This is a genomic window from Hyphomicrobium sp. 01T421 (assembly GCF_056398805.1).
In genome coordinates this window covers 47724-72533 of record NZ_JBFTQC010000005.1, presented here as the reverse complement: position 1 = coordinate 72533, position 24810 = coordinate 47724, and the positions used below count along the sequence as shown (strand labels likewise).

The window sequence follows — 24810 nt, the reverse complement described above, 5'->3', positions numbered from 1 at the left end:
TGGCGTGATGACAAGGTCCATCCGCAATGGATTATCTACTGGCGCCGTTTTTTTGGATTCTTGCCATTCTCATCAGCATTGTCTGGTGGGTTTTCACGCAACTTCTATGGATCGTGTTGTGGTTGCTGCTGCCGTTCGCGGTCGTGGCGTTCATTGCGCTGCGTGTCGCCGAGCGCGTTCTCGGCCAGGAGACGGTCCGGGCGTGGGTGAAGGCGCGCAGTCAGAAATACGGGGTCGCGGCATCGAAACGTATACAGCGCGTGGCGTTCGCGCTCGGTGTCTTGCCGGTCCGCGTACTCTTCTGGTTACCGATCTACGCAGTCTGGCACAGTGTCATCAGCCTTTTGTGGCGGCCGAAATGGTCGCCATGGCAGCGAGCATGGGCAAAGCGCTGGCGCGCCGAGACGACGAAGGTTCGCTGAGTGGCGCGCGCGCCGGTCTACGATCGAGCGACGTTGGATGAGCGCGAGGCGAAGCGAACGGCTTCTTCGGCGGCACGCACCACGGCTTTCGCCTTATTGATGCATTCCTGCTGTTCGTTTTCGGGGATGCTGTCGTGCACGATGCCGGCGCCCGCCTGCACATGGATCATGCCGTCCTTCAGGATTGCCGTGCGCAGAACGATGCAGGTGTCCATCTCGCCATTCGCCGAGAAATAGCCGACGCAGCCCGCATAGGGGCCGCGTTTCGCCTTTTCGAATTCGGCGATGATCTCCATGGCGCGCACCTTCGGCGCACCCGATACCGTGCCTGCGGGGAAGCCCGCCATCAGGGCGTCGATCGCATCGTGATTTTTTTCGTCCAGCTTGCCGATCACATTCGAAACGATGTGCATGACGTGGCTGTAGCGTTCGATGACGAATTTATCGGTGACGGTAACGCTGCCGGGTTCGGAGACGCGTCCGACGTCGTTGCGGCCGAGGTCGAGCAGCATCAGATGCTCGGAGCGCTCCTTGGGATCGGCGAGGAGCTTCGCTGCCAACGCCTTGTCTTCCGCGTCGGTCGCGCCGCGGGTTGCGGTGCCGGCGATGGGCCGGATGGTGACGACGCCGTCGCGCGCGCGGACGAGAATTTCGGGCGACGATCCGACGAGCTGGAAGCTGCCGAAATCGAGATGGAACAGAAACGGCGACGGATTGAGCCGCCGCAACGCGCGATAGAGCGCGAATGAGGGAAGTGCAAACGGCGCGGAGAAACGCTGCGAAAGCACGACCTGAAAGATGTCGCCGGCTTTGATGTATTCCTTCGCCTTCGTGACCATCGCCATGTAGTCGGCGGGCGTGGTGTTCGATTGCGGCTCGGGAAGCGCGTGGTTTGGCTGAGGCGCCGAAGAAGCGAGCGGTAGCGGCGTCTCGAGAGCATGAATCGTCTTGTCGATGCGCGCGAGCGCTTCGCCGTAGGCGTCGGCGGCGGAGACGTTCTCGCGTGGCCGGACCGGCGTCACGAGCGTCATCTCATCCTTGACGTTGTCGAAGATGAGCATCAGCGTCGGCCGAATCAGGATGGCATCCGGAACGCCGAGGGCGTCCGGTTTCATCTCGGGCAGTTTTTCGATCAGCCGAACCGTGTCGTAGCCCATATAGCCGAAAATGCCGGCCGCCATTGGCGGCAAGGCCTCAGGCAGAGAGATCGCGCTATCGGCCAGAAGCTTGCGCAGCGATTCCAAAGCCTGGTTGTCGTCGGGCGTAAACGCTTCGGGACTGGTGTCCGGAGTTCGATTGATTTCCGCCGTGTTGCCGTTCGCTCTCCAGATCAAGTCCGGCGCGAAGCCGATGACGGAATAGCGTCCGCGTGCCGACCCGCCTTCGACCGATTCCAACAGGAAGCTCATGGCGCGACGCTCGCCGAGCTTCAAGTAGGCGGACACCGGCGTTTCGAGATCTGCGATGAGGCGCGTCCAGACGACCTGGGCCGTGCCGTCATCGTAGATTTTTGCGAACTGATCGATCGCGGGGAAGATATCCGCTCGTGTCGTGTCAGAATTGGCCGATGCCGGCGCTGCCGTTGAGGCGGTCACGTTGCTCTCACTCTTCGCTGAGGCCGAGAGCGGCATTCATCTCCGCCGCATTCACCGTGGTGCCGAGGCGCTTTTTGAGCGCTTCCGTGTATTCGGTGAGCGACTGGTTTGCGAGTTCGGCATTGAGCTGACGCATCAACTGATCCGTTTCGGTGAGGGAGGCTTCGGGCGCCGCGATGACATCGGCAACACGGAAGACGACTGCCGTCGTCTGGTCGGGCGACGCGCCATGGCTCCCTTTGCCCTTAGCTAATGCAAACGCCTGTGCGACGACGGCATCCGAAAGGCTCTGCGGTATGGTCTTGCGCGTCAGCGGGTCGGTCTTCTCGACTTTATTTTTCGCTTCGGCTTCGAGCGCCGTCATCGGCTCACCGGCGTTGACGCGATCTACGAGCTTCTTTGCCAGCTCTTCGAGCAGGCGGTGACGCTCGGACGCGATATAGTTGTCCTTTACTTGATCCTTGACCGTGTCGAACGGCTTCTGCTTCGGGGCATCGTTCGACAGAACGTTGATCCAGGCATAACCGCCGTCCGAAAGCTCGATTGCCGTGTCGTCCGAGCTGTTGTCGGGAGCGAATGCGCGAGTGACGATCTTGCGGAGGTCGGGTGTTTCCATCACGGGCTTGCCTTCAGGCGAAAGACCGGTTGCGTCCGTTGCCGGGATTTCCTTGAAGGCGAGCTTCGATGCCTCCGCGATCTCCGTCAATGTTTTGCCGGCGATGCGGTTGTCTTCGATTTCGTCGTGCTTGTTCTGCAGCTCGGACTTGGCTTTTTCAGTCGCGAGCTTATCGCGCACCTGATCCTTGACGTCGGCCAATGTGCGGGTGATGCCCGGATCGATTTGCGTGACGCGCAGGATGACCGTCGCGAAGCGGCCTTCGACGACGTCGGAATATTTGTCCTTTTCGAGCGAGAAGGCGACATCGGCGATCTTCGGGTCGATCAGGGATTTCTTCGTCACCAAGCCGAGGTCGACGTCGGTATCCTTGGCGCCGGCTTCCTTCGCGACGTCGCCGAAGGACTTCTTGCCGTCGCGGAGATCTTTGAGGGCCGCTTCCGCCGTCGCCTTGTCCTTGAAGGCGATCTGCTGAATGCGCCGCTCCTCGGGCTTGTTGTAGGTCTCTTTGGTCGCTTCGTAGGACTTCTCGATATCTTCGTCAGTGATCGTGACGTGGTTCTTCAAGTCATCGACACTGAGCGTCAGCACCTGCACCTTGCGGTACTCGGGCGTCATGTATTTCGACTTGTCCTTGTCGTAGAGCTCCTTGAGCTTTTCATCCGTCGCTTCAGCGACGGTGACAGCTTCTGGATCGATCTTGACCCACTCGATGACGCGCTTCTCGTCATTGTAGGCGTGCATGAGATCGAAGAGCGGTTTCGGCACGGTCTGGCCGGTCACGAGCGATCTGATGATCGCGGCTCTCAGCTCATCCTTGCGGCGGAGGTCCAGGAAGCCGCGTTCGGTCATCCCGATCTGGCGGAGCAGGGCGTCGAAATTCGGCTTCGAGAATTTGCCGTCGATCTGGAAGTCGGGATCGGACTGGATGCCGTCGACGAGCGTCTGGTCGGAGAGGGCGAGACCGAGCTGCTGGCCATGCGCTTCGACCGCTGCGCCGCTGATGAGCTGGGCTAGAACTCTTTTGTCGAGACCGAACGCGCGGCCCTGCTCAGCGGTGATTCGCTGGCGAGCCTGCTGAGAAACCCGGTCGAGCTCGTTCTGATAGGCGCGGCGAAACTCTTCGTCCGAAATGGCGGTGCTGCCGACATGGGCGACGGCTCCTCGGCCCCAGCCGCGGAACACGTCATGGACGCCCCAGATGCCGAAGCTCAGCACGAGCAATCCGAACAGCAGCTTGGCGACCCGCGTCTGGGCGCCGCGTCTTAGAGCTTCGAGCATAGGTAAAGACGTCCCGTTGATGGAAGCGTGACGCTGCCGCGGGAGGGCGTAAGGTCAACGAGCTTCAGATGACGAACCGCGCCCTCGAACAGGGCGATGGCGTGATATGAAGCGCAGGCCGTTTCGGATTGCAAGGGCGACCGGGAAGAGGTTACGGAGTGTTCACGACGGCGGGCGCTCGAAAAGCGTGTTCGCGTCCGCAAAAAGAGGGACGGGATGGTGAATCATCGGCGCGAAATTCGGCCTCTGGTTGCTGGAAATTGGAAGATGAACGGCCTGAAGGCGAACTTCGGCGAGGTTCAGGCCGTCGGTGACGCCCTTCTCGGTCCGCTGGCGTCCGTCGCGGCCGATGTGATGATTGCCCCTCCTGCGACGCTTATCGCCGGATTTGCGTCGGGCCTCGGGGAACGTCCCGTATTGCTCGCCGGGCAGGATTGTCACGCCAAAGCGAGCGGCGCTCATACCGGCGACATTTCGGCCGAGATGCTGAAGGACGCGGGTGCGTCGGCCGTGATCGTCGGCCATTCGGAGCGTCGCGCGGATCATGGTGAAACGAGCGAGCAGGTGAGGGCGAAGGCGGAAGCTGCGCACCGGGCCGGGCTCGTCGCGATTGTATGTATCGGCGAAACTCAGGAAGAGCGCGCCGCCGGTGCGACGCTCGATGTGGTGTCGCGGCAACTCAAGGGATCGATGCCCAAGGCGTCAACTGCGGTCGATACGGCCGTCGCCTATGAGCCGGTCTGGGCGATCGGCACGGGGCTTACGCCGACGCCCGACGATGTTAAAATCGTACATGCTGCCATTCGGAGGGATCTCGTGGATCTCATCGGACCGGAAGGCGCGCACATGCGGATTCTCTATGGCGGTTCGGTCAAGCCCGACAATGCGGCGACGCTAATGTCTGTTGAAAACGTCAATGGCGCGCTCGTCGGCGGTGCGAGCCTCAAGGCAAGCGATTTTCTCGCCATAGTTCGCGCATACGAGAATCCGTGATGCCTCTACCTTTTCGCCACGCTGTCGCTCTGGCACTCGCGCCGCTTTTTTGCGCGCCGATCGGTACTTCATACAATGCATGGGCGACGCAGCCTAAGGTCGATCCCGAGACATGCACCGCGCTCAGGCTGGAGCAGATCAAGTTCCGCGCGTCGGGTATTCTCGACGACATGAGCAAAGGCCCGCAATGGGCGAAGGCCAATCTGCCGGCGGACCGGCTGCGCGAGATCGAGCATTTCATTCAACTCGACGAGCAGGTGAAATTCGGCTGCCGCGACGCCAAGCTTTCGGCCGAGGCGGAACGGGCGAGCGAAGCGGCGGCGCGCATCGAGCTCAATTCCGACGCCGATCCGACCGCGCCTGTCGCGCACGACCCGCCGAAGCCCGGTTCGGAGAAGGCAGGCTCGCAGAAATCTGCTTCGCCAGCGAAAAAGGACGCGCTCCAAAAGGACGGGCCGAAAAAGGGAACGCACAAGAAAGCAAAGCCGGCTGAGCCGAAGGCCGAGAACGACGATTCTTCTAAGCCCGGGCCTTCTAAGTCCGGGCCCGCTAAGCCCGCGAAGCCGAAGGTCTCTCAGGAAACGCCGGCTCCCGCGCCGCCTGTCATCGTCCATGACGCCTATCGCGGGGACCCGCGGCCGGCCGAGACGGCGTCCGACGCTCATCCGTCCTTCGTGCCGGAACCCTCGTTGCCGTCGTTCGGCTTCGGGGAAACGGTGGTTTTGCCGCACTCGGAACCTTGAACGCGCTCAAAACCCTCCCGAAGTAAAGCGGGTTAACGTTCGCGGCTGAACGACCATCGCAAAAGCCGGTCATCGGGGCTGGTTCATCGCGACAGGCTAGTGTATAGGCGCACGCTTGCTGGGCTTGCTGCCCGCTCAATCCGGATCAAATTCTATGGCCACCGTACTGCTCGTTATCCATTTGATGATCGCCACGGCGCTTGTCGCTGTTGTGCTTTTGCAGAAATCCGAGGGCGGTGCGCTCGGCATCGGCGGCGGTGGTGGCGGCGGCTTCCTGACGGGACGCGGAACGGCCAACCTGTTGACGCGGACGACTGCGGGCCTTGCTGCGGCTTTCTTCGCAACGAGCATTTTGCTGACGATCCTCGCCAATCACAACGCTCCGCGCGGGTCGGTGTTCGATGGCGTGAAGGCTCCGGCCAGCGGAACGCAGGTTCCGGCAGCCGGCGGAGAAGCCCCGAAGGGAGAGCCCGGACGTGGCGGCATCCTGGACAAGCTCGACGCGCCCCGTGCGCCACTCGTCCCTCAGAATCAGTAGTCGATAGCCAGGAATCATGTGCGCTACCGGGGTCTAAGGCCCCGGGCGGCTGGACCCCCAGCCTGTTCCCTGCAAAAATGGGAACAAATGGGGGACTGTCATGGCTGACTTCAGGTCGATCCGGCGTGGGCGCTTCTGCCGCCACGCATCGCGTTTGTCCGCGCTTGTCGTGAGCGCCGGAGCGCTTCTTCAATTCGGCGGTTGCGGCGCCACGCTCGGTGATCTGACGACGGGGTCGGTCACCAATTATCAGGCCGCGAATTTGTTCGCGCCTGCCGGATACAGCATTTCCGCCAATTCGGATGGCAGCATTCACGTTTCGGCGGCGGGTTCTCCGGGAACGCCGTCCGACCGGCTCGAGAAAATTGCCTTGGCCGCCGCCGCTGACTACGGCGCCCAGCAGCATCAGAAGACGTTCACATCGACGCTCGCGCAGACGTCATTCAAGTGCGGAAAGACGAAGATGAGCGAGAAGGGTCAACAGGTCACCATCAAGCCGACCGATCTGCGCATCGTCGCGATCGACGTTACCTATGGTCGCGACGGGCTCGCACCGGCGGCGCGCAACACGCGTGAGACGGCAGACGCGCTCAAAGCGCAACTTGCCACTGAAACAGTGGCTCCGGACGTGCAGGCTGCTGCAACGCAAGAGGTTTCTCAGCAGTGCGGCAGACCCCTTTAAGGGGCCGACTTCCGTCCCGGTCTGAGCCTTGCGACGTTTTCGTTTGGTGAAGGTGCAAAAAAGCCGCTTCCGAATCCGGGGTCGGCTGTGCCAGAACCAAGGCCCATGCAGCGGTATATCTTCATAACCGGCGGCGTGGTCTCCTCCCTCGGCAAAGGCCTCGCGTCCGCAGCCCTTGGCGCGCTTCTCCAAGCGCGCGGCTATTCAGTACGGCTCAAGAAACTTGATCCCTACCTGAATGTCGATCCCGGGACCATGAGCCCCTATCAACACGGCGAAGTGTTCGTCACCGACGACGGTGCGGAGACGGACCTCGACCTTGGTCATTATGAGCGCTTCACTGGCGTTCCGGCGAAACAGTCGGACAACGTCACGACGGGGCGCATCTATCAGGACATTCTCGCCAAGGAACGACGAGGCGACTATCTCGGCGGAACCGTGCAGGTCATTCCGCACGTGACCGACGCGATCAAGAACTTCGTCCTGTCAGGCAACGAGGATGTCGACTTCGTGCTGGTCGAGATCGGCGGCACGGTCGGCGACATCGAAGGCCTGCCGTTCTTCGAAGCCATCCGGCAGCTCGGCAACGAGCTTCCGCGCGGGGCATCCGTATTCATCCATCTGACGTTGATGCCGTACATTCCGTCGGCGGGTGAGCTCAAGACCAAGCCGACGCAGCACTCCGTCAAAGAACTACGCTCCATCGGCATTCAACCCGACATTCTGCTGTGCCGGTCGGATCGCGAAATTCCGGTCGGAGAGCGCAAGAAGATCGCGCTGTTCTGCAACGTGCGCCCCGAGGCCGTTATCCAGGCGCTCGACGTTGCGTCGATCTACGATGTGCCGCTCGCCTATCACCGCGAGGGGCTCGATCGCGAGGTCCTTGCCGCGTTCGGGATCACCGGCGCGCCGAAGCCCGATCTCATTCGCTGGGAAACGATCTCGCGCGGTATCGCGCAGCCCGAAGGCGAAGTGACGATCGCGATCGTCGGCAAATATACCGGTCTCAAGGACGCGTATAAGTCGTTGAACGAGGCCCTCGTTCACGGCGGTCTTGCCAATCGCGTCAAGGTCAAGCTCGAATGGATCGAGAGCGAGATCTTCGAACGCGAGGACCCCGCACCCTATCTCGAAGGCCTCAACGGCATTCTGGTGCCGGGCGGCTTCGGCGAGCGCGGTTCGGAAGGCAAAATTCTCGCTGCGAAGTTCGCGCGCGAGCGTCGGGTTCCCTATTTCGGAATTTGCTTCGGCATGCAGATGGCGTGTCTCGAAGCGGCGCGGAATTTGGCGGGCATCAAGGACGCAAGCTCGACCGAATTCGGTGAAGCGAGCGAGCCCGTCGTCGCGATGATGACGGAGTGGATGCGCGGCAACGAACTCGAGCAGCGCCGTCAGGACGGTCAGCTCGGCGGCACGATGCGGCTCGGGGCCTACGATGCGTCTCTCGCCGAAGGCAGCCACATCGCCAAGATCTATAACTCGACGCATATCTCGGAGCGTCATCGCCATCGCTACGAGGTCAACATGCGCTATCGCGCCGATCTCGAACGCGCTGGGCTCAGGTTTGCGGGCGTATCGCCGGACGGACTTCTGCCCGAGACGATCGAGTATCCCGACCATCCGTGGTTCATCGGCGTGCAGTATCACCCCGAGCTGAAGTCACGGCCGTTCGATCCGCATCCGCTCTTCGCGAGCTTCATCGCGGCCGCAGTGGAGCAGTCGCGGCTCGTTTAGTTTCTGGTCTTGCCGAGGCGCGCGCCGCCTCGGCTGATTTCGTCAGCGGGTTTCGCTGAAGACCTCGAACGCAGCTGCCAGCGCGCGCGCTCCATTCAGCTGGGCTTCCGATTGCATTTTGGCGTCGGTCGCCGCGATGAGCTGAGCCACCGTGTTGTTCGTGATTGCAATCTGGTTGCGTTCATAGCCCCGCCGCTGGAAGAAATTCGATGTCGGGATTTTCTTCCTCATGTCGTCCGACATCGTGACCATGTCGAAGCCTGAGCCGTCTCCCGTCAGGTTCATCATCTCGAGTTCGGCGGCTTTTAGCGGCTTCGCAAAGCCTAGGCGCTTGGCATAGTTGACGGACGTCAGCAGCTTTTCGACCTGCAATAGCGGGCTGATGTCGATATCGAGAATGATCGCGTGAATTCCGAGGCCCTTGGGAGTTTCGGCGAGCTTGGCGTGCTCGCTCCATTGGTTGGGCACGGTATGGCTGAATGCGATCATCTTCTTCAGAGTCGCGATTTTTTTCTGCAGCTCAGCGCGGCGTTCGCCGTCCGCCGCTTCAGCTTTCTCACGCAAGGCCGCAACGAATTTATCGCCGACCTCCGCAAGGAGTGAGATGCTGTTGGTTGCCAGGAGCTGGTTATAGCCGAGCGCGGTCGAGATCGCGCGTTCGTGCGGCAGGCCGTACTCCAGGCCTGCTTGAATGTCGTATCCGCCGTTCCCGGTCGATTCGAACGCGTAGATCTTCACGCACTGTTCCGGCGTCAGCCCGGCGGCCAAAGCGAGCTGCGCATACGCATGTCTGTATTGATCATCGCCCGCGGGACGTTTCGGGACAAAGCCGAAGTGCTCTTCTGCGTTCTTCAGGAAGTCCGCGACGACCGGCATATACTCTTCGCCGATGCGGCCCTTTTCCGGATCTTCAGGTTTCGGCGGGCCTGAGTAGACGGGCGGTTGCTCGAGAACGTAATCGTCGAGCGTCGTTCGTTCTTTGTTGCGCCGTTTGGCGGCACGCTCGGCGCGCTTTTCCCCGATCGCCGCCCAGTAAGGACCCGCGACCACTTCATAGGCCGCGCGCGCCTTCGTGTATTCGGCGAGTTTCTCGCGATACTCGGTGATCTTTTGAGTGAGATCCGCCGGCTGTGCCTGGGCGATGCTGCCTTGAGGTAGCGCGATCATTGTGACCGCCGATAACGCGCAAATGGTTGCGCGCAAATTGCGAGCTAGAACTGTCATCGGACGTTTCATCGGAGATTTCCCCCTTTGCTTTTCCTGGTGGTGTGCCCTCGTGCGGCTGCAATCGCATGTCCCTCATAGTTAAGCGGGACCGGCTCTTTTCTTATGTTCAAAGTGATCAATCTCTGGGGGTTCTTATGTTCAGTCGAGATTCACGAGCAGAGACGCGCGCGGACACTGCAAAACCGGGCGCAATACCAACACCGCCACCGCGGTTCTCCGGGCCAATCGGTGTCGTGTCCAATGCCGCGGCTCCGAGCTATCAGCCCGCTTCACCCGACAGGCCGACATCCATTCTCGGGCCCGATATTTCAATATACGGCGAGCAGCTTATCCTGAAAACCAAAGGTTCGCTGCTGATACAAGGTCACATCGAAGGCGACGTGCACGGAGAAACGGTTACCGTCGATGACGGCGCGCACGTCAAAGGTGTCATCACTGCACGGACAATCGCCATACAGGGCGGCGTAAAGGGCGAACTCAAGGGTTCGAACGTCATTCTGCACGAACATTCCGTCGTCGAGGCGGACATCATTCAGGAGCGGCTTACCGTCGCTGACGGCGCTCACTTCGAAGGTAGCGTCAAGAAGGCGAAGGACGCGAGCGAAGTGACGCCCGACTTATCGTAAACGGCAATCGCCGCTGAAAACAAAAATCCCGGCGTCACGCGCCGGGATTCTAATGGCCTGCAAACGCGGATATCCGCTGCGGTCCTTATGGCGTGGTCGTCGCCGGTGCGGACGTTGTCGTCGTAGTCTCGGTCCTCACGTCGAGCCGGAGGACACCGGTGTAAAGCAATCCGCCGAACACGATTGCGAAGACGATCGCCGTTGCGAGCGCGTTGAGGACGCGGTTCGAAAACGAGATGAGATTGCCGATCAGGTCCAGCACGAAAACGATCGCTGCGCCGATCAGAACCGGCTCAATCCAAGGGTAGGTTTCAAGTAATTGCATCTGGGTAGTCTCCACGAGCTTTTGTTATGCCGCCTGTGCGCGCGCCCCGAGTCGCGGCTTGCAAATTTGGCTTAGCACGTGAAAAGCCGAGGAAAGCGACAAGCCACCGTGGAGTAGAGCGCCGGTTTCCGACTGAAGCTTTGAAGGCACAGTCCGTACCCTGCTCATAATACAAGCGGCCCATGCATGTAGAAAGCGGCACTCGATAATTGCGAGCAATCGAGCATTTACAATTGAAATGATATAACAATTCGTCGTTTCGATCACGAAAAGTTTGAACCGCGTTAGCGAAAAGAGATTGGTAATTGAGGGGTTGTTTCGGTAACTAAGTATTCAACAGGAGCAACCTGTAGAAATCCGAGGAGGACGCACATGAAAGTCTGGATGAAGCCTGCAGTTCGCGAGCAAGAAGTTGGTCTCGAAGTCACCAGCTATCTGCCGGCTGAGATCGACCTCATCTAAAGAATTCGAACCTTCGGGTTTCTGAAACGGCGGCCATGGGCCGCCGTTTTTGTTTGGGTACAGCGGACCTAGGGGGTCGCGGCCGGAGCCCGGCGACGCTATAAATCGCGCCATGACCCAGCATGAAATCCTTAAGCCTGCCGCCCACGTCCGCGCTCGTGACGTGCTTTTCGCCAACGACGCGCCAATCGCGATCTTGGCTGGGCCCTGCCAGATGGAAAGCCGCGCCCACGCCCTCGAGATGGCTCAGGGTTTGAGCGAAATAGCCCAAAAGCTGGGTTTCGGGCTCGTCTACAAGTCGTCCTTCGATAAGGCCAATCGCACGTCGTTGACCGGCCGCCGCGGCATGGGGCTCGAGGCGGCTCTGCCCATTTTTGCTGAAATTCGCGAAAAATACGGGGTTCCGGTCGTTACCGACGTTCACGAGGCCGGGCAGTGCGCTGCGGTGGCCGAAGTCGTCGACGTGCTACAGATCCCGGCTTTCCTGTGCCGCCAGACCGATCTTCTGATTGCGGCGGCGAAGACGGGCCGGGTGGTGAAGATCAAGAAGGGGCAGTTCCTCGCGCCCTGGGACATGAAGAACGTCGTCGCCAAGGTGACGGGCTCCGGCAATCCGAACGTGCTCGTCACGGAGCGCGGCTCGAGCTTTGGATACAACACGCTCGTCGTCGACATGCGGAGCCTGCCGCAGATGGCCGAGACGGGTGCGCCGGTCATTTTCGACGCTACCCACGCGGTGCAGCAGCCCGGCGGGCAGGGAACGTCATCGGGTGGCGATCGCCGCTTCGTGCCGGTGCTTGCCCGTGCAGCCGTGGCTGTCGGCGTCGCCGGGCTTTTCATCGAGACGCATCAGGATCCAGACAGGGCGCCTTCGGACGGGCCGAACATGGTCGCGCTCAAGGATTTCGCGGGGCTCGTATCGGAGCTGCAGGCGATCGATCAGGTCGTCAAACGGCGAAAGAGCGCGAGCTAGCCTCACTCGCGCTCTTGTCGATAGACTTATTTCTCGATTGAAGCTTCCGGGGTTAGGTTGATCTCAGGCCGGGAGCTTCGGCATTTCCGACTTGGCAAGCGTAAAGCGTATATTCGACAGTAGGCTTCGTGAATTCATTTCGGTCCGTGCGCACGGACGGCAGTGCGTGATCGTAGATCGCTCGACTTTTCTTCACTTCACTTCACTTCGCCCTCACACTCGCCGAGGCGCAATTCCGCTACCCGCATAGACGGCACGGTGCTTCGCCGAGTGAATTTTTTCTGAGATTTTCGACTTCTAGCTGACGCGCCAGAACTTCGCCGCCAGCGTGGCGACATGAGCGCGGCTCGTCAGAGCACCGAATTGAGCTTCCGTACCAACTCGAATGCCGGCGACGCAGGCATTGGGTTGGCAGAAGGCGGGGTGCGTTCTGCCAACGTTGATGGCTGCAATCGCCATCGACGTCATAAGCAGGCTCATTGTCGAAATGCAGGAGGCATAGGCAAGGGCACGCGAAACAAGTTCGTAGTGCATGGTCAACCTCACAAACGCGAGACCAGAGATGACGACACTTCCACTTGCAGTGTGGCTTCGGGCCGGGGATAGGCTGGCGTCGAAAGCCGATGCGTTGAGAGTATGTCAACCTTGGTTAAGGACGCGTTAAGGCTAACGACGCGTAAAGATTATTTTTGCCGTTCCTGAGTTTTTCGCCCGCCGTGCGCTGTCGGTCCTTAGCTTTTCATCTCGGCTCGAATGGCTCGCGCGATGGCGCCAGCCCGCTCGTCGATCAGCTGAGGGATCTCGCAAGCGATCGGAATGTTCGCCTGCTTTTCCTGGAAGGTGCGGACCTCCCACTTGTATTTTTCTTCCTGGGGCGAAAGCTGGGAAATCTCGCCCGCCGGAGCGTCCGTCGCCCCGAAATCGCCCGCGGGGGGAAGATCGATGCCTTCCTTCTCGATTTCCTTGGCGCGCTCGAGCTGGCGCTTATGAAAGCGCTCGATGCCCGACATGACGACCTTGCGATCCTCGTTGGTCCGCGTGAGCACGGCGGAGAAGAGCTCCGTCAGCTTGGCGTCGCGGGTATCGGCGGGCAGGCCGGCCGCGAACTTTTTCACGGCAGCTTCGGCCTCGGGCTCCTTCACGCGGCGAGAGACGAGGTATTGCGAGAGCTTTCTGATGGTCTCGTCCTTGCGCCACGTCGATGTGTCGGTGATCTCGGGGCCATCCCAAATCGTTGCGGCGGTCAACACGGGAACCTTGCGGTAGACGCAGGGCCATTCGGCTTTCGGCGGCTCATCCGCGAAGGCTGGAGCGGCCACCAGGGCGAGAGGCGCAAGTGCAAGGGCTGTAGCGATCTGCAAGCCGGCGCGACGAAGACCATGTCCGATCATTTTCATTTCCAACCTCAAGCTGAGCCGCCAGGGCCGCCGCGCCGAGCGATCAACCCCTTAGACGGATTGTAGGCAAAAACCGCTGCCCCAAGGAAGACAACCGTGCAACCAAGGACAACGGCGAGCGAAACCGTATCGACTTGTCCATAAAGCCCAAAGCGGATCATTTCCACCGCATAGGTGAACGGGTTGAGACGGCAGATTTCGAAAAGCAGGGGGCTGGCCTCGCGAATGCGCCAGAGCGGGTACAACGCAGACGAGGCGAAGAACATCGGGAAGATGACGAAGTTCATCACGCCCGCGAAGTTTTCGAGCTGCTTGATGACAGACGACATAAAGAGCGCGAGCGAGCCAAGCATCAGGCCGGCGAGGATGATCGCGGGAATGACCGTGATGTAGCCTGCAAAGGGCTGGATGAACGCGGGAATGGAAAAGAGCGAGGTGACGATCGGGTCCGACATCTTGGGGATGACGTCGCCCGCCCAACTCGGAGGATCGTAGAACGTGAAGAGCTTCACTTCGGTGATCGGCGGCGGTTGAATGCCCCAGAACCAAGCGACGAGCATGAAGGCGTAGGCTTGCAGCAACGCGACCGAGACGCCTCCGAGAAGCTTCGACAGCAACAGGAACGACCGCGGGAAGGGGCTGACGAGAAGCGTACGCATCGTGCCGGTTTCGCGGTCATAAACCATCGAAAGCGATGATTGCATCGCATTGAAAAGCAGGATCATCGCGATCAGGCCGGGCGCGATATATTCTTCGTAGAGGACGTAGGTCTCATACGGCGGAATGATCGAGACGCCGAGTGTCTGCCGGAAGCCTGCTGCAAAAATGAAGAGCCAGATCAGCGGGCGGACGAGTGCGGAGAGAAACCGCTCGCGCTGATGGAGGTAGCGAAGGATTTCGCGCCGGACGATGCCGTTGAAGCAGGCCCAGTATCCCGAAACGCCCAGGCGGCGGCGGGCGTCGGCGTCGCTTTCGTGATAGACGGGGCTGAGGTTTTCCGATTCGGTGGTGACCGCTTGCGATGCCATTAGGCGGCCTCCTCGATCGCGCTTTTCGTGCCGGTGACGCTGCGGAAGGCTTCGCGTACGCTCGACGTGCCTGTGAGCTTTAAGAGCTGGGGAACGGGTCCGTTATAGAGAACGACGCCCTTGTGAAGAATGACGACCTGGTCGGTGGGTAAGACCTCGTCCATCAGATGGGTTGCCCAGAGGACACCGAGGCGTTCTCGCGCAACGAGATCGCGGACAATTTTCATAACGGTTTCGCGCGAGCCGAGATCAAGTCCGACGGTTGCTTCGTCGAGCAGCAGCAGATCGGGATGGTGCATCATCGAGCGAGCAATCTCGACGCGGCGGAGCTGGCCACCGGAGAGCGCGCGAACTTTCTCGGAGGCGCGATCGGCAAGGCCGACGAGTGCGAGCGCCTGATGCGCGCGCTCGGTTGCCGTCCGTCCCGCAAAGCCGTGAAGCGCTGCGTGGTATTTGAGGTTCTGCATGAGAGTCAGGTCGATATCGAGCGTCCGGCTTTGGAAGACGACACCGAGGCGCTGCAGTGCCTGCGACGGCCGTCTGCGGACGTCGAAACCACGAATGATTATCTCGCCGCTGACGTTGTCGTAGAGGCGCGTGATCAGCGAAAAGAGGGTCGACTTCCCCGCGCCGTTGAGACCGAGGAGCACGACAAATGCACCTTGATCGACCGTCAACGAGACGCGGTCGAGGACCTTCCTGTCGCCGAAACTATGGCTGACGCCGTTGACGACGAGGGCCGGCGTCCTTTCAGCTTCAGTCTCGGCTGTCGATGCCATCGTCGTCATTGCCTTTCGTTTGCGCCCAGCTGCCACGCCTGCCGTTCGAACTTCGTAACGATCAATCCGGCGAGACCACGACGCCCCAGGGATAGCGCCCGACCTTTATCGATTTGATCGCCTTCTGACTGGCAACGTCGATTACGGTCACATCGTTCGATGCGCCATTGGTCGTCAGCAAAAGTTTATCATCCGGGGTGAAGTACATCTGCCAGACGCGCTGGCCAACAAGAATGTACTTCAGGACTTTGAAGGTCGATGTATCGACGACCGCCACGCGGTTTGCCGGCCCGAGGGCGATGAACGCGATCTTGCCGTCCTTAGTAATGCGGATACCGACGGGCTGGATCGCTTCCTTTTCGACGCCCGGGATTTCAAAATTGATCTTGGTGATGAGCTTGCGGTCGGCCGGGTTGATGACCGCCACGGTGCCCCCGACTTCGGAGGAAACCCAGAGCTGCGTCTGTGCCGAGTTGAACATCGCGACGCGGGGACGGCTGTCGACCAGGACGTTGTCGAATGTCTTGTGGTTCTCGGTGTCGATGAAGTGGGCCATGTTCGTCGTTTCGGACGTGTTGACGAGCACCTTGCCATCCGGGCTCATGCCCATCCCTTCGGGTTCGACGCCGACGGGGATTTCGGTCAAGACCTTGGACGTTTCGATGTCGACGACCGTTACGAGGTTGTCGTCTTCGTTGGCGATGTAGAGCCTTTTGCCGTCAGGGTGGAGCGTCAGCAGCTCGGGGTCTGGGCCAGATGGAAGCGATTTGACGAATTCGAGCGTCTTGGCGTCGTAGACTTTGACGTCATTGTCGTCGCTCGTGCAAACGATGACCCACTTGCCGTCTTTAGACATCACGATGCCGCGCGGCCGTTGACCGATCTTCACGGTCTTGATGACTTCGAGCTTGTCGGTGTCGATGACGGAGAGGCTGTTGTCCTTCTCGTTCGTTATGTAGGCCGTATAGGCGTTGGCGGCTGTCGCGTAGAACGACGTCATCGCGGCGGCGGCGACGAACACAGGCAATGCTTGGGAAAATCGGGACATTCTCGTCTCCAGATGGAAGCGTCTAAAAGGTGTGAAGGTTCGCCGGGCTGGCGGAGCGGATCGGATCATTGCGTGTAGGCTTTGCACTTTGTCTCCGGTTTATCGATGCCCAGCGTGTCGAGCACGCTGAACTGATGAAGGAAGCCCTGTTGCGGCGAGACGCTGACGAGGTGCTTCGGCGTCGAAACGAGCAGCGGTTCGCGGAATTGGCCGTTCCAGGCGCGGAAGCTCGTGGCGACGCCCTTGAAAGCGGCGACATCGAAGTTCGGAGAATGCATGAAATCGCGCAGCGTTTTGAAGTCGCTCGTCTGCTTTCTGGATGCGGCTTCTCCAACTGCGCGCGTCGCGACCCAGGCGTCGTAATCGATCGGGCGCATGATGCGGCCTGTGAGTTTCTTGAAGCGGTTCTGGAACTGGGTTCCGCCCCACAACTCGAGTGCCGGGTGCCAACTCGACGGTACGAGACCCGCCGAGCCGGCAATGGGGCGAGGAACCCATGTGCGATAGGGGAAATAGTCGGCAAACACTTCGTCCTCGTCGGCGACCATGACGACGTCGTGATCTTTGGCTCCCTGCATGAACTGAGGGATCTGCTGCTGAATCTGTTCGTATCCGCCATCGGCGCGGCGGTTGCCGGTATCGATCTTGAACTGGCGCTCCTCGACGATCTTGGCGCCGAATTTCTTCGCGGACCGGCGATAGGCGTCGGCGAGAAGCTGATCCTTAGGGCTCGGTCCGACGACGAGCAGCCAGTTCGGCCAGCGTTTCCATACGAGATATTGAGTGAGCGCGTCGGCCAGCATCGTGCGGGTCGGCGCCGTGTGCATCACGTTGGGCCGGCAGTCTTCCTCGCGCAGCCGGTCGTCGGGGTTGCCGACGTTGAAAATCTGAGCGGGTTTCCCCGCCAAAGCATCGGACAACTTCAGCAAGGAATCCGGTTCGACGTCGGCGATAATGAAGGAATCGCCGCCTGAGAGCTTCTCTGTGGCGCCCTTGATCAATTCGTCGATGTCGCCCTCGAGGACGTCCATCGTGAATGTCTGGTTGAGGAAGCGGCCGGTCGTGTTGTTATCGGCAACGCCAAGCTTGGCGCCGGCGATGCCGTCATCGGGATTCGGCTGGTCGAGCAGAGAGAGCGGAAGCTCTTTTTGGCGTTTCTCTTTAACGTAAAGAATTTTGATATTTACGCTCTGAGGTTGTGCTGTCGGGATCGGAATGGGCGCCGGTTTAGGCGCCTCTTGCGCGCTGGGGTTCTCGGCGCGGGCGGGTAGGCCAAAGGCTGCTGTAAGCGCGAGGGCCACGCACGCCGCCTTCCAGGTCCTTCGCGGCAGGGATGCGGTGGTGGCGCCGGTATTTGGGAATGCCAATGTTCCAACTCCGATCGGCGTTTAGCCCGCGCCCACGTTAGCGCGCGGCGCAAGTGTTACTATGTTGCTAAAAGGGGCTGACCGCTCCGGTTGTCAAGCTGGCGGCTACCGCCTCGCGCGTTTGTGACCGGGCGTGCGTGGCAAAGCGGGCCGGAACCTCTTGCAATCATTGGGGGGAAACGGGCACCTAAGGTTATGCGCTTCGGCCGGGCGCATAATCCACCTTGAAGTCTGAGTTCGCTCAATAACTTGGAAATGACAGTCCATGCGCATGCTTAAGCGGATCTTGTGCCTTTTCGTACCGGTTCTTATGGCCGTTCCTGCCTATGCCAATACGACGGCCAACACGACGAAAGCAGCTGTCTTTCCATTCGATTTCCATGACGCCCAGCAGGATGGCGAGATCGTTCCCCAATACAACCCGGAGGATCTGCGGCGGCTCAAGCTCGTGGCTGAGGAACTGAAAGCGTTAATGACGAAGGATGGGAAATACTCGATCATCGACCTGGCCCCCCAAGCGAAGGCCATCGACACCGCGTCGCCATTCCATCAGTGCAACGGCTGCGAAGTTCCGATTGCCAAGGACGCGGGCGCAGACATCGCCGTGACCGGGTACGTCGACAAGGTTTCGGATGCATTGCTCAGCTTGCAGATTATCGCGCGCGACGCCAATACCGGCGCGCTGACCAAAACGATGTCGGCTGCGATCAACGGCAACACCGACGAACTCTGGCTGCACGGGCTCCGTTATCTCTGGAGAAACAGGTTCAACGTCGAGGCTCAGCCGAAATGACGAAGCACACTCGCCGTAGTGTTCTCGCAACAGGCTCGGCATTCGCCGCCGCGACGCTGCTGCCGCGGCTCGCCGTCGCTTCCACTTCGGTGCCGGTGCGGCTGACGTCGGTGAAGTTCGGCTCGGTGAGCTGGCTGATCGATACGATCCGGTGGGAAGGGATCGACAAGAAGCACGATCTCAATTTGCAGGTCGTCGAGGTTTCGAACAATCAGGCGGCGCCCGTCGCGCTCCTCTCGCGCGCCGCGGACGTCATCGTCAGCGATTGGACGTGGGCGCTCAGGCAGCGGGCGAAGGGGGGCGATCTCAAGTTCGCACCTTATTCGTCGGCTCTCGGCAGCGTCATGGTCCGCAAGGACGGTCCGATCAAATCGCTCGCCGATCTCGAGGGAAAAAAGATAGGCGTCGCCGGCACAGGCATCGACAAGAGCTGGATCTTGCTGCGGGCTTATTCGCGCAAGACGCTCGGCAAAGATATTGCGAGCATCGCCGAGCCCGTCTTCGGGGCGGCTCCCTTGGTAACGGAAGAGTTCAGGAACGGCCGCATCGATGCGGTATTGAACTTCTGGACCTACGCGGCGCGGCTTCAGGCTGAAGGCGCGCAGCAGCTGCTGACGATGGCCGACGTCGTCAAAGGTCTGGACGTCACGCCGACGCCACCGCTCGTCGGTTTCATCTGGTCGGAGAAGCAAGTCCGCGATAACGCCGTTCCGGTCGCCAAGCTGCTTGCCGCCGTGGCGGATGCCAACCATGTGTTGGCTTCGTCCGATGATGCCTGGCAGCGGCTTCGGCCATTGATTAAGCCCGCGTCGGACGGGGAACTCATCGCGATCCGGGATTACTACAGGTCGGGCATCACAGGATCGTGGGGCGTGGCGGAAACGGCGGCAGCAAAGAAGCTGACGGATCTTCTCATTGAACTCGGCGATACGGAACTCGTTGGCGATGGCACCCATTTCGACCAGAATCTTTTCCACACCTAAGCCGATCGCCGCGCCTCTGGGCTTTACGGCTGCGCTAGAGCGGCTCGCTTGGATGGCGGGCTCGCTGTTCGCGTTGGCTGTGCTTTGGCAGCTGATCGCCGTCTACGCTCAAAACAGATACCTGCCGACGCCGATAGCGGTTTTCGACGTTCTATGGCGCGAGAGCGCGAGTGGCGATCTCTGGATCAATACGTCGGCCACGCTTGCCCGCGTCGCCGTGGCCTTCATCGTTTCGATGTTCATTGGAACCGCGATCGGGCTGGCGCTGGGCCGCTTCAAGACGGCGGACAAGTTCTTCGACGCGTGGCTGATCCTTTTCCTCAATCTGCCGGCGCTCGTGACGATTACGCTTTGCTATATCTGGTTCGGCCTGACCGATATCGCCGCGATCACCGCCGTTGCGCTCAATAAAATTCCGAACGTCGCCGTGAACATGCGGGAAGGTGCGCGCAGCCTTTCCAAAGATCTCGACGAGATGGCGAAGATCTACAAATTCGGTTCGTGGAAGAAGCTGCGCCACGTGACGCTGCCGCAGCTTGCGCCGTTCTTCGCGGCGTCGGCGCGTTCCGGTCTTTCGCTCGTCTGGAAGATCGTGCTCGTCGTCGAAGCGTTCGGACGGTCGAGCGGTGTCGGTTACCGCTTGAGCATCGCTTTCCAGGAATTCGATGTCAGTACGATCTTGGCTTATGCGCTGGCTTTCATCTTGATCGTGCAGATGATCGAATTTCTGCTGTTGCAACCATTGCAGGCACGGGTGAGCGCATGGCGTCGTTGAACGTGGCAAACCGCAAAATCGACGTCACCGGTGCGGCGCCGATCAGCGTTTCAGTCCACCGCAAGGTCTTTCCGCCAGTCGGCGATCGCGCCGCGCAGCTGGTATTGAAAGACGTTTCATTCGAGGTCGCGGCCCGGTCGTTCCTGGTCATCACCGGACCCTCCGGATGCGGGAAGTCGACGTTGCTCAACATCATGGCCGGTCTCGACAGGGATTACGACGGCAGCGTCGATCTCGGGCCTGCGCGGGACCGCTTGGCGTTCATCTTTCAGACGCCCCGGCTTTTGCCGTGGCGCACGGTTTACGAAAACATTTCCCTGGCTCTCCCTGACGGTGATCCGAGGCAATCGCGGATCGCCGCCATGCTCGAGCGCGTGGGGCTTGGACAGGCCATGAATGCCTATCCGGAGCGCTTATCGCTCGGAATGCAGCGCCGTGCGGCCCTGGCTCGCGGTTTCATCCTGGAACCGGAAATCCTGCTGATGGACGAGCCGTTTGTATCGCTCGACGAGCAGACCGCTCAGAGCCTTCGGGACCTGTTGCTGGAACTTTGGCATAGCCATCCGACGACCGTGATCTTCGTTACCCACGACCGGACCGAGGCAATTCAGCTCGGGACGCGCATCTTGCGCTTGGCGCCCGGAAAGGCGAGTGTCGTGCAGGATGTGACCATTGACCTGACCGAGGCGCAGCGCCATGACCGTGCTGCCGTGCTCGCGGAGCAGAACCGCATCTTCGCCGCCTAGAATGGCCGATGGCGGACCAATCTCGGAATGACGGAATGATCGAAGGTTTGAGACGAGGCAGACCCGCCTTTCTCGCCAGTGTGACGAACGCGGACGAGGCGGAAATCGCGCTAGAGGGCGGCGCGGACATCATCGATTGCAAGGACCCGTCGTCGGGCGCGCTCGGCGCGCTTCCCGCTTCGACCGTTCGGGAGATCGTCAGCCGCATCGGCGGGCGGCTTCCGGTCAGCGCAACGGTCGGCGACCTGCCGTCCGATCCTCAAGTTATGAGCGCGGCGGCGATCGCCATGGCCGAGACCGGCGTCGACGTCGTGAAGATCGGCTTCTTCGGAGACGAGGACCCACGCGAGGCCATCGCGGCGGCTGGGGCCGCGTGTTCCCTCCGGGCGCAGCTCGTTGCCGTGCTGATGGCGGATCGCGCTCTGGATTTCGACGTTCTGCCGGTGCTTCGGCGTGCGGGGTTCTCGGGCGTGATGCTCGATACCGCCGACAAGGCGGCCGGCAGTTTGACATCGGTTCTTTCCGTTCGTCAGTTGACCCAATTCCTCCGCGCGGCGCGCGCTAACGATTTGTTCGCCGGACTCGCCGGATCTCTTAGGGAAAGCGATATCGCGGGGCTCACGGGGCTCGAACCCGATATGCTGGGGTTCCGCGGCGCGCTGTGTCCCTCGGGGCGCAAAGGCGCCGTCGAAGCGGGGCGGGTCGTTCAGGTGCGGCGCGCAATCGATCAGGCTCGGCTTGCAAAGGTATCATCGGAGACGTCAGCGGCATGAAAGATAAGAAGCCTGCAAAGGCCGAAGACTCGAGTTCAGTGGCACTGAAGAAGGCAGCAGCAGACGTCCGTGAGCTTGGCGATTCCATCTTCGTTCGCGACTTCGTCGTCGAGTGCAACGTCGGCGTCTATGCGGAAGAGCAGGGCGTGACGCAGAAGGTTCGCTTCACGGTCGAAGCCCGTTTGGACAAGGACGTCTTCAGCGTCGACGATGAGATGGTGGAAGTTCCGTCTTATGCCGACATCATCGACATGATCGTCGCCCTTGCCCGCGGCGGCCACATCAATCTCGTCGAGACGTTTGCCGAGCGCATTGCGGCGCAGGTGCTCGCGGACAGACGTGTCGTTGCGGTTCGCGTCGTTCTGGAGAAGCTCGAACGAGGGCCGTTGAGAGGCGTCGAGATCATTCGGCCGGCGACGAGGGCCGCCGCGCGTGAGTTCGGGCGTGGGTGAGAGCCGCAAAAGCGGTATCCGCCCGCTCGTCATCAAGGTCGGCGGCAGCCTTGCCGAGACCGGACGTCTCGGCGCGACGCTGGCGATGCTCAGCGCGGCGCAGATACCGATCGTCATCGTGCCAGGCGGCGGCCCGTTCGCGGATGCCGTGCGCAGTTTGCAACGTGAGATCGACTTCACGGATGCGGTCGCTCATCGGCTTGCGATGCTTGCCATGGAGCAGATGGCGGAATGGATCGTATCTCAGCGCCCGGGTTTGAAAGTCGCGCACTCGGTCGATGAAATAGCTGACTGCATCATGGATGGGCAAATTCCGGTCTGGGCGCCGCTTCGCATGATCGGCGACGACGAGGCGATCTCCGCCGACTGGTCGGCCACTTCGGATAGTCTCTCAGTGCGTCTCGCCGAACTTCTGGGCGCACAGCTCATTCTTCTGAAGTCCGTCGATGTCGCGGATGATCTTTCTGCTGAGGAACTTGCGCAGAAGGGTGTGATCGATGCGTTTTTTCCCGAGCTCGTTGCGCGGGCTGGGGTTTCGTGGTCCATTTTCGGGCCGGCGGATGATGCGGCGTTGGCCGCAATCCTGGCTGGCGAAGGAGCCGATTGATGCCGCGTATCGTCGAAACGATCGTGACGACCTTCAACGCCGAAGGTGAAGCGCATATCGCTCCTCTCGGTCTGATCGACGACGGGACGAATTGGATAATCGCGCCGTTCCGGCCATCGACCACGCTCGACAATCTCCGCACCAATCCGGTCGCGGCGGCGAGCCATACGGACGACGTTCGCGTTTTCGCGGGGGCCGTGACGGGACGCAAAATATGGCCGCTGTTGCCGACGCGAACCATCAAAGGCGACAGGCTCGCCGATTGCGTCTCGCATTGGGAACTGAAGGTCGAGAAGATCGTCGAGGATGAACAGCGGCCGCGGTTTCTTTGCTCTATCGTGGACGAGGAAACACACAAGGCGTGGCAGGGCTTCAATCGCGCGCAAGCGGCGGTCATCGAACTCGCCGTGCTGACGACGCGGCTCAACATGCTGCCGCCGGAGAAGATCGAAGGCGAATTGAAATATCTCGAAATCGCAATTTCGAAGACCGCCGGCCCGCGCGAAGAAGAGGCATGGGAATGGCTGATGGAAAAGGTTTCGGCGTGGCGTCAGGCACGGTTCGACAAGTCGACGTCATGAAGCCCGACGGCGACGCCAAAGGCGCGTTCATCAAGGCTTGTGCCGATGCGATCGAGAACGGATCGTTCGCCAAGCTCACGCTCGGAAAATTTCGCGGCAAGGGCGAAGAGCGCAAAGCGATTGCGACGCTCGTGACGCTCAAGGACCTCCCGCATCTGAAGCTCGTCACGAGCTTTCCGCGCAAAGACGAAACGAAGACCTACAAAATCGACGAGGGCTTGCGTGCGATCGGTTCGTCTATCGGCGAAACCTACATGAGCGCCACGCTCTTCTCGACGACGCGGGACGTTCGCCTCGACTATAGCCGCAAGGGTGTCGCGCATTTGGCGAGCGGAAAGGCAACGCTGAAAGCGGCAGAGCCCGCGTCGCACGATCGCCAGAAGGCGTATCTCGTTCCGCCGGACAGGCCGTATCTCAGGGCTCTGCAGGTGGCGGACAGCGAGGGCCGTATCAAGCCGTCGATGCAGGGCAAGTATCGTCAGATTTGCCGGTTCATTGAAATTGCGGACGATCTGATCAAGGAAAGCGATCTCAAAAAAGATGCGCCGCTCAAGGTCGTCGACATCGGCTCCGGCAAAGGATATCTAACCTTCGCGTTCTACGATTATCTGACGACGCAACTTGGCTACCGTTGCGATATGGCGGGTATCGAGATGCGCGCCGAACTCGTCGCGTTCTGTAATGGGCTTGCGCGAGAACTCAGTTTCGGCGGATTGAATTTCGTTGCCGAAGAAGCGTCACGTATCTCGCGCGCCAACATCGATATCATCATCGCGCTTCACGCCTGTGATACGGCGACGGACGATGCGATGGCGCTCGGTGTTCGCGGGAACGCAGCGCTCATCCTGTCAGCACCCTGCTGCCAGCACGAAATCGCGCCGCAGATCAAAGACACGGGCGAAGGCTTGCTCGGGCTGATAAAATATCCGCTTCTGAAGCAACGTCAGGCGGATCTCGTGACGGATGCAGCGCGAGCATTGCTGCTTGAATCGTCAGGCTACAAAGTCAAGTTGATCGAGTTCGTTTCGACTGAACACACGTCAAAGAATATTCTGATTGCGGCGGTCAGATCTTCTCACGTGGATCGGGTATCGGCGCGCGAACAGTATCAGGCGTTGAAGAATACTACGGGTTTTTCTACGCAACATCTCGAGTCACAACTCAAGGATGTCGAGTAGTCTCCCGCTGCGATTTTATTGCACGCCTCATTTGTTGCTCACTGACGTGGAATGCGTATAGAGGGAACTCATCCGGGCTTCATATG

At 60.4% G+C, this 24810-nt stretch carries 28 protein-coding genes; 18 read left to right on the top strand and 10 right to left on the bottom strand.

The window, feature by feature from the left end:
* Positions 1–26: 26 nt before the first annotated feature.
* On the top strand, positions 27–422 hold the full coding sequence (locus tag AC1DK3_RS20470; RefSeq protein WP_477194082.1) for a hypothetical protein: 396 nt from the start codon (positions 27–29) through the stop codon (positions 420–422).
* Positions 423–439: 17 nt separating this feature from the next.
* Here the strand turns inward: AC1DK3_RS20470 and trpE are convergent, their stop codons facing one another.
* Together trpE and AC1DK3_RS20460 are read right to left on the bottom strand one after the other, a co-directional pair.
* Positions 440–1960 (bottom strand): anthranilate synthase component I, encoded by a 1521-nt coding sequence (gene trpE / locus AC1DK3_RS20465; protein WP_477194209.1) that lies wholly within the window; start codon positions 1958–1960, stop codon positions 440–442.
* Between the two features lie 64 nt (positions 1961–2024).
* Positions 2025–3914 carry a SurA N-terminal domain-containing protein gene (locus tag AC1DK3_RS20460; RefSeq protein WP_477194081.1) on the bottom strand — a complete coding sequence of 630 codons (1890 nt, stop codon included), beginning with the start codon at positions 3912–3914 and terminating at the stop codon, positions 2025–2027.
* A 216-nt stretch (positions 3915–4130) separates the two neighbouring features.
* On the opposite strand from AC1DK3_RS20460, the gene tpiA reads away from it, so the two are divergent.
* The 5 genes from tpiA to AC1DK3_RS20435 all read left to right on the top strand — a co-directional run bounded on the left by tpiA (position 4131) and on the right by AC1DK3_RS20435 (position 8604).
* Positions 4131–4907 carry a triose-phosphate isomerase gene (tpiA, locus tag AC1DK3_RS20455; protein ID WP_477194080.1) on the top strand — a complete coding sequence of 259 codons (777 nt, stop codon included), beginning with the start codon at positions 4131–4133 and terminating at the stop codon, positions 4905–4907.
* Positions 4907–5650, top strand: coding sequence for a hypothetical protein (locus AC1DK3_RS20450; RefSeq protein WP_477194079.1), 744 nt, complete (start codon positions 4907–4909; stop codon positions 5648–5650). Before tpiA ends, AC1DK3_RS20450 begins: the two co-directional genes overlap by 1 nt.
* 154 nt (positions 5651–5804) lie before the next feature.
* Positions 5805–6188, top strand: a complete 384-nt coding sequence (gene secG, locus AC1DK3_RS20445; protein ID WP_477194078.1) for a preprotein translocase subunit SecG — start codon at positions 5805–5807, stop codon at positions 6186–6188.
* Between the two features lie 100 nt (positions 6189–6288).
* Positions 6289–6870 (top strand): hypothetical protein, encoded by a 582-nt coding sequence (locus AC1DK3_RS20440; RefSeq protein WP_477194077.1) that lies wholly within the window; start codon positions 6289–6291, stop codon positions 6868–6870.
* Positions 6871–6975: 105 nt separating this feature from the next.
* The gene (locus AC1DK3_RS20435) at positions 6976–8604 is read left to right on the top strand and encodes a CTP synthase (protein ID WP_477194076.1); all 1629 of its coding nucleotides are present in this window, start codon (positions 6976–6978) and stop codon (positions 8602–8604) included.
* Positions 8605–8646: 42 nt separating this feature from the next.
* On the opposite strand, the gene AC1DK3_RS20430 is transcribed toward AC1DK3_RS20435, so the two are convergent.
* On the bottom strand, positions 8647–9771 hold the full coding sequence (locus AC1DK3_RS20430; protein WP_477194075.1) for a hypothetical protein: 1125 nt from the start codon (positions 9769–9771) through the stop codon (positions 8647–8649).
* A 293-nt stretch (positions 9772–10064) separates the two neighbouring features.
* Here AC1DK3_RS20430 and AC1DK3_RS20425 point away from each other — a divergent pair, with 293 nt between their 5' ends.
* The gene (locus AC1DK3_RS20425) at positions 10065–10457 is read left to right on the top strand and encodes a bactofilin family protein (RefSeq protein WP_477194074.1); all 393 of its coding nucleotides are present in this window, start codon (positions 10065–10067) and stop codon (positions 10455–10457) included.
* Between the two features lie 85 nt (positions 10458–10542).
* Here AC1DK3_RS20425 and AC1DK3_RS20420 read toward each other — a convergent pair whose 3' ends face one another.
* Entirely contained in the window at positions 10543–10782 is a 240-nt protein-coding gene (locus AC1DK3_RS20420; RefSeq protein WP_477194073.1) for a hypothetical protein, read from the bottom strand.
* A gap of 372 nt (positions 10783–11154) precedes the next feature.
* Here AC1DK3_RS20420 and pqqA point away from each other — a divergent pair, with 372 nt between their 5' ends.
* Both pqqA and kdsA read left to right on the top strand, forming a co-directional pair.
* Positions 11155–11244: a pyrroloquinoline quinone precursor peptide PqqA gene (gene pqqA / locus AC1DK3_RS20415; RefSeq protein WP_045836478.1), complete on the top strand. Its 90-nt coding sequence runs from the start codon at positions 11155–11157 to the stop codon at positions 11242–11244.
* Positions 11245–11356: 112 nt separating this feature from the next.
* A complete protein-coding gene (kdsA, locus tag AC1DK3_RS20410) occupies positions 11357–12217 on the top strand; it encodes a 3-deoxy-8-phosphooctulonate synthase (RefSeq protein ID WP_477194072.1) in 861 nt (286 codons plus the stop codon).
* 297 nt (positions 12218–12514) lie between these two features.
* Here kdsA and AC1DK3_RS20405 read toward each other — a convergent pair whose 3' ends face one another.
* The 6 genes from AC1DK3_RS20405 to AC1DK3_RS20380 form a co-directional block, all read right to left on the bottom strand.
* Entirely contained in the window at positions 12515–12751 is a 237-nt protein-coding gene (locus tag AC1DK3_RS20405) for a hypothetical protein (RefSeq protein WP_339083761.1), read from the bottom strand.
* A 197-nt stretch (positions 12752–12948) separates the two neighbouring features.
* Positions 12949–13614, bottom strand: coding sequence for a hypothetical protein (locus AC1DK3_RS20400; RefSeq protein ID WP_477194071.1), 666 nt, complete (start codon positions 13612–13614; stop codon positions 12949–12951).
* 8 nt (positions 13615–13622) lie between these two features.
* Positions 13623–14642, bottom strand: coding sequence for an ABC transporter permease (locus AC1DK3_RS20395; protein WP_477194070.1), 1020 nt, complete (start codon positions 14640–14642; stop codon positions 13623–13625).
* Positions 14642–15421 (bottom strand): ABC transporter ATP-binding protein, encoded by a 780-nt coding sequence (locus tag AC1DK3_RS20390; protein ID WP_477194208.1) that lies wholly within the window; start codon positions 15419–15421, stop codon positions 14642–14644. Before AC1DK3_RS20390 ends, AC1DK3_RS20395 begins: the two co-directional genes overlap by 1 nt.
* A 61-nt stretch (positions 15422–15482) precedes the next feature.
* Entirely contained in the window at positions 15483–16469 is a 987-nt protein-coding gene (locus tag AC1DK3_RS20385; protein WP_477194069.1) for a PQQ-dependent catabolism-associated beta-propeller protein, read from the bottom strand.
* Positions 16470–16534: 65 nt separating this feature from the next.
* Positions 16535–17836, bottom strand: coding sequence for an ABC transporter substrate-binding protein (locus AC1DK3_RS20380; protein ID WP_477194068.1), 1302 nt, complete (start codon positions 17834–17836; stop codon positions 16535–16537).
* A 265-nt stretch (positions 17837–18101) separates the two neighbouring features.
* On the opposite strand from AC1DK3_RS20380, the gene AC1DK3_RS20375 reads away from it, so the two are divergent.
* From AC1DK3_RS20375 to AC1DK3_RS20335, 9 genes are read left to right on the top strand one after another with little or no spacing between them, the layout of a single operon-like run.
* The gene (locus tag AC1DK3_RS20375; RefSeq protein WP_477194067.1) at positions 18102–18629 is read left to right on the top strand and encodes a DUF3280 domain-containing protein; all 528 of its coding nucleotides are present in this window, start codon (positions 18102–18104) and stop codon (positions 18627–18629) included.
* The gene (locus AC1DK3_RS20370) at positions 18626–19612 is read left to right on the top strand and encodes an ABC transporter substrate-binding protein (RefSeq protein ID WP_477194066.1); all 987 of its coding nucleotides are present in this window, start codon (positions 18626–18628) and stop codon (positions 19610–19612) included. The genes AC1DK3_RS20375 and AC1DK3_RS20370 overlap by 4 nt, the downstream gene beginning before the upstream one ends.
* Positions 19575–20387, top strand: a complete 813-nt coding sequence (locus tag AC1DK3_RS20365) for an ABC transporter permease (RefSeq protein ID WP_477194065.1) — start codon at positions 19575–19577, stop codon at positions 20385–20387. The genes AC1DK3_RS20370 and AC1DK3_RS20365 overlap by 38 nt, the downstream gene beginning before the upstream one ends.
* The gene (locus tag AC1DK3_RS20360) at positions 20375–21133 is read left to right on the top strand and encodes an ABC transporter ATP-binding protein (RefSeq protein WP_477194064.1); all 759 of its coding nucleotides are present in this window, start codon (positions 20375–20377) and stop codon (positions 21131–21133) included. The genes AC1DK3_RS20365 and AC1DK3_RS20360 overlap by 13 nt, the downstream gene beginning before the upstream one ends.
* Before the next feature lie 8 nt (positions 21134–21141).
* The gene (locus AC1DK3_RS20355; protein ID WP_477194063.1) at positions 21142–21906 is read left to right on the top strand and encodes a (5-formylfuran-3-yl)methyl phosphate synthase; all 765 of its coding nucleotides are present in this window, start codon (positions 21142–21144) and stop codon (positions 21904–21906) included.
* The gene (locus AC1DK3_RS20350) at positions 21903–22358 is read left to right on the top strand and encodes a dihydroneopterin aldolase (protein ID WP_477194062.1); all 456 of its coding nucleotides are present in this window, start codon (positions 21903–21905) and stop codon (positions 22356–22358) included. Before AC1DK3_RS20355 ends, AC1DK3_RS20350 begins: the two co-directional genes overlap by 4 nt.
* Positions 22339–22965, top strand: a complete 627-nt coding sequence (locus AC1DK3_RS20345) for an amino acid kinase family protein (RefSeq protein ID WP_477194061.1) — start codon at positions 22339–22341, stop codon at positions 22963–22965. The genes AC1DK3_RS20350 and AC1DK3_RS20345 overlap by 20 nt, the downstream gene beginning before the upstream one ends.
* Complete coding sequence (locus AC1DK3_RS20340) at positions 22965–23546, top strand: DUF447 domain-containing protein (protein ID WP_477194060.1); 582 nt, start codon at positions 22965–22967, stop codon at positions 23544–23546. The genes AC1DK3_RS20345 and AC1DK3_RS20340 overlap by 1 nt, the downstream gene beginning before the upstream one ends.
* Positions 23486–24724, top strand: coding sequence for a class I SAM-dependent methyltransferase (locus AC1DK3_RS20335; protein WP_477194059.1), 1239 nt, complete (start codon positions 23486–23488; stop codon positions 24722–24724). The genes AC1DK3_RS20340 and AC1DK3_RS20335 overlap by 61 nt, the downstream gene beginning before the upstream one ends.
* The last annotated feature ends 86 nt before the right edge of the window (positions 24725–24810 follow it).

Bases quoted from the DNA above. Each gene is read 5' to 3' on its own strand.
- AC1DK3_RS20470 (WP_477194082.1), top strand. From the start codon at position 27: ATGGATTATCTACTGGCGCCGTTTTTTTGGATTCTTGCCATTCTCATC.
- AC1DK3_RS20460 (WP_477194081.1), bottom strand. From the start codon at position 3,914: ATGCTCGAAGCTCTAAGACGCGGCGCCCAGACGCGGGTCGCCAAGCTG.
- tpiA (WP_477194080.1), top strand. From the start codon at position 4,131: ATGGTGAATCATCGGCGCGAAATTCGGCCTCTGGTTGCTGGAAATTGG.
- AC1DK3_RS20450 (WP_477194079.1), top strand. From the start codon at position 4,907: ATGCCTCTACCTTTTCGCCACGCTGTCGCTCTGGCACTCGCGCCGCTT.
- secG (WP_477194078.1), top strand. From the start codon at position 5,805: ATGGCCACCGTACTGCTCGTTATCCATTTGATGATCGCCACGGCGCTT.
- AC1DK3_RS20440 (WP_477194077.1), top strand. From the start codon at position 6,289: ATGGCTGACTTCAGGTCGATCCGGCGTGGGCGCTTCTGCCGCCACGCA.
- AC1DK3_RS20435 (WP_477194076.1), top strand. From the start codon at position 6,976: ATGCAGCGGTATATCTTCATAACCGGCGGCGTGGTCTCCTCCCTCGGC.
- AC1DK3_RS20430 (WP_477194075.1), bottom strand. From the start codon at position 9,771: ATGATCGCGCTACCTCAAGGCAGCATCGCCCAGGCACAGCCGGCGGAT.
- AC1DK3_RS20420 (WP_477194073.1), bottom strand. From the start codon at position 10,782: ATGCAATTACTTGAAACCTACCCTTGGATTGAGCCGGTTCTGATCGGC.
- pqqA (WP_045836478.1), top strand. From the start codon at position 11,155: ATGAAAGTCTGGATGAAGCCTGCAGTTCGCGAGCAAGAAGTTGGTCTC.
- kdsA (WP_477194072.1), top strand. From the start codon at position 11,357: ATGACCCAGCATGAAATCCTTAAGCCTGCCGCCCACGTCCGCGCTCGT.
- AC1DK3_RS20405 (WP_339083761.1), bottom strand. From the start codon at position 12,751: ATGCACTACGAACTTGTTTCGCGTGCCCTTGCCTATGCCTCCTGCATT.
- AC1DK3_RS20400 (WP_477194071.1), bottom strand. From the start codon at position 13,614: ATGAAAATGATCGGACATGGTCTTCGTCGCGCCGGCTTGCAGATCGCT.
- AC1DK3_RS20395 (WP_477194070.1), bottom strand. From the start codon at position 14,642: ATGGCATCGCAAGCGGTCACCACCGAATCGGAAAACCTCAGCCCCGTC.
- AC1DK3_RS20390 (WP_477194208.1), bottom strand. From the start codon at position 15,421: ATGGCATCGACAGCCGAGACTGAAGCTGAAAGGACGCCGGCCCTCGTC.
- AC1DK3_RS20385 (WP_477194069.1), bottom strand. From the start codon at position 16,469: ATGTCCCGATTTTCCCAAGCATTGCCTGTGTTCGTCGCCGCCGCCGCG.
- AC1DK3_RS20375 (WP_477194067.1), top strand. From the start codon at position 18,102: ATGCGCATGCTTAAGCGGATCTTGTGCCTTTTCGTACCGGTTCTTATG.
- AC1DK3_RS20370 (WP_477194066.1), top strand. From the start codon at position 18,626: ATGACGAAGCACACTCGCCGTAGTGTTCTCGCAACAGGCTCGGCATTC.
- AC1DK3_RS20365 (WP_477194065.1), top strand. From the start codon at position 19,575: ATGGCACCCATTTCGACCAGAATCTTTTCCACACCTAAGCCGATCGCC.
- AC1DK3_RS20360 (WP_477194064.1), top strand. From the start codon at position 20,375: ATGGCGTCGTTGAACGTGGCAAACCGCAAAATCGACGTCACCGGTGCG.
- AC1DK3_RS20355 (WP_477194063.1), top strand. From the start codon at position 21,142: ATGGCGGACCAATCTCGGAATGACGGAATGATCGAAGGTTTGAGACGA.
- AC1DK3_RS20350 (WP_477194062.1), top strand. From the start codon at position 21,903: ATGAAAGATAAGAAGCCTGCAAAGGCCGAAGACTCGAGTTCAGTGGCA.
- AC1DK3_RS20340 (WP_477194060.1), top strand. From the start codon at position 22,965: ATGCCGCGTATCGTCGAAACGATCGTGACGACCTTCAACGCCGAAGGT.
- AC1DK3_RS20335 (WP_477194059.1), top strand. From the start codon at position 23,486: ATGGCTGATGGAAAAGGTTTCGGCGTGGCGTCAGGCACGGTTCGACAA.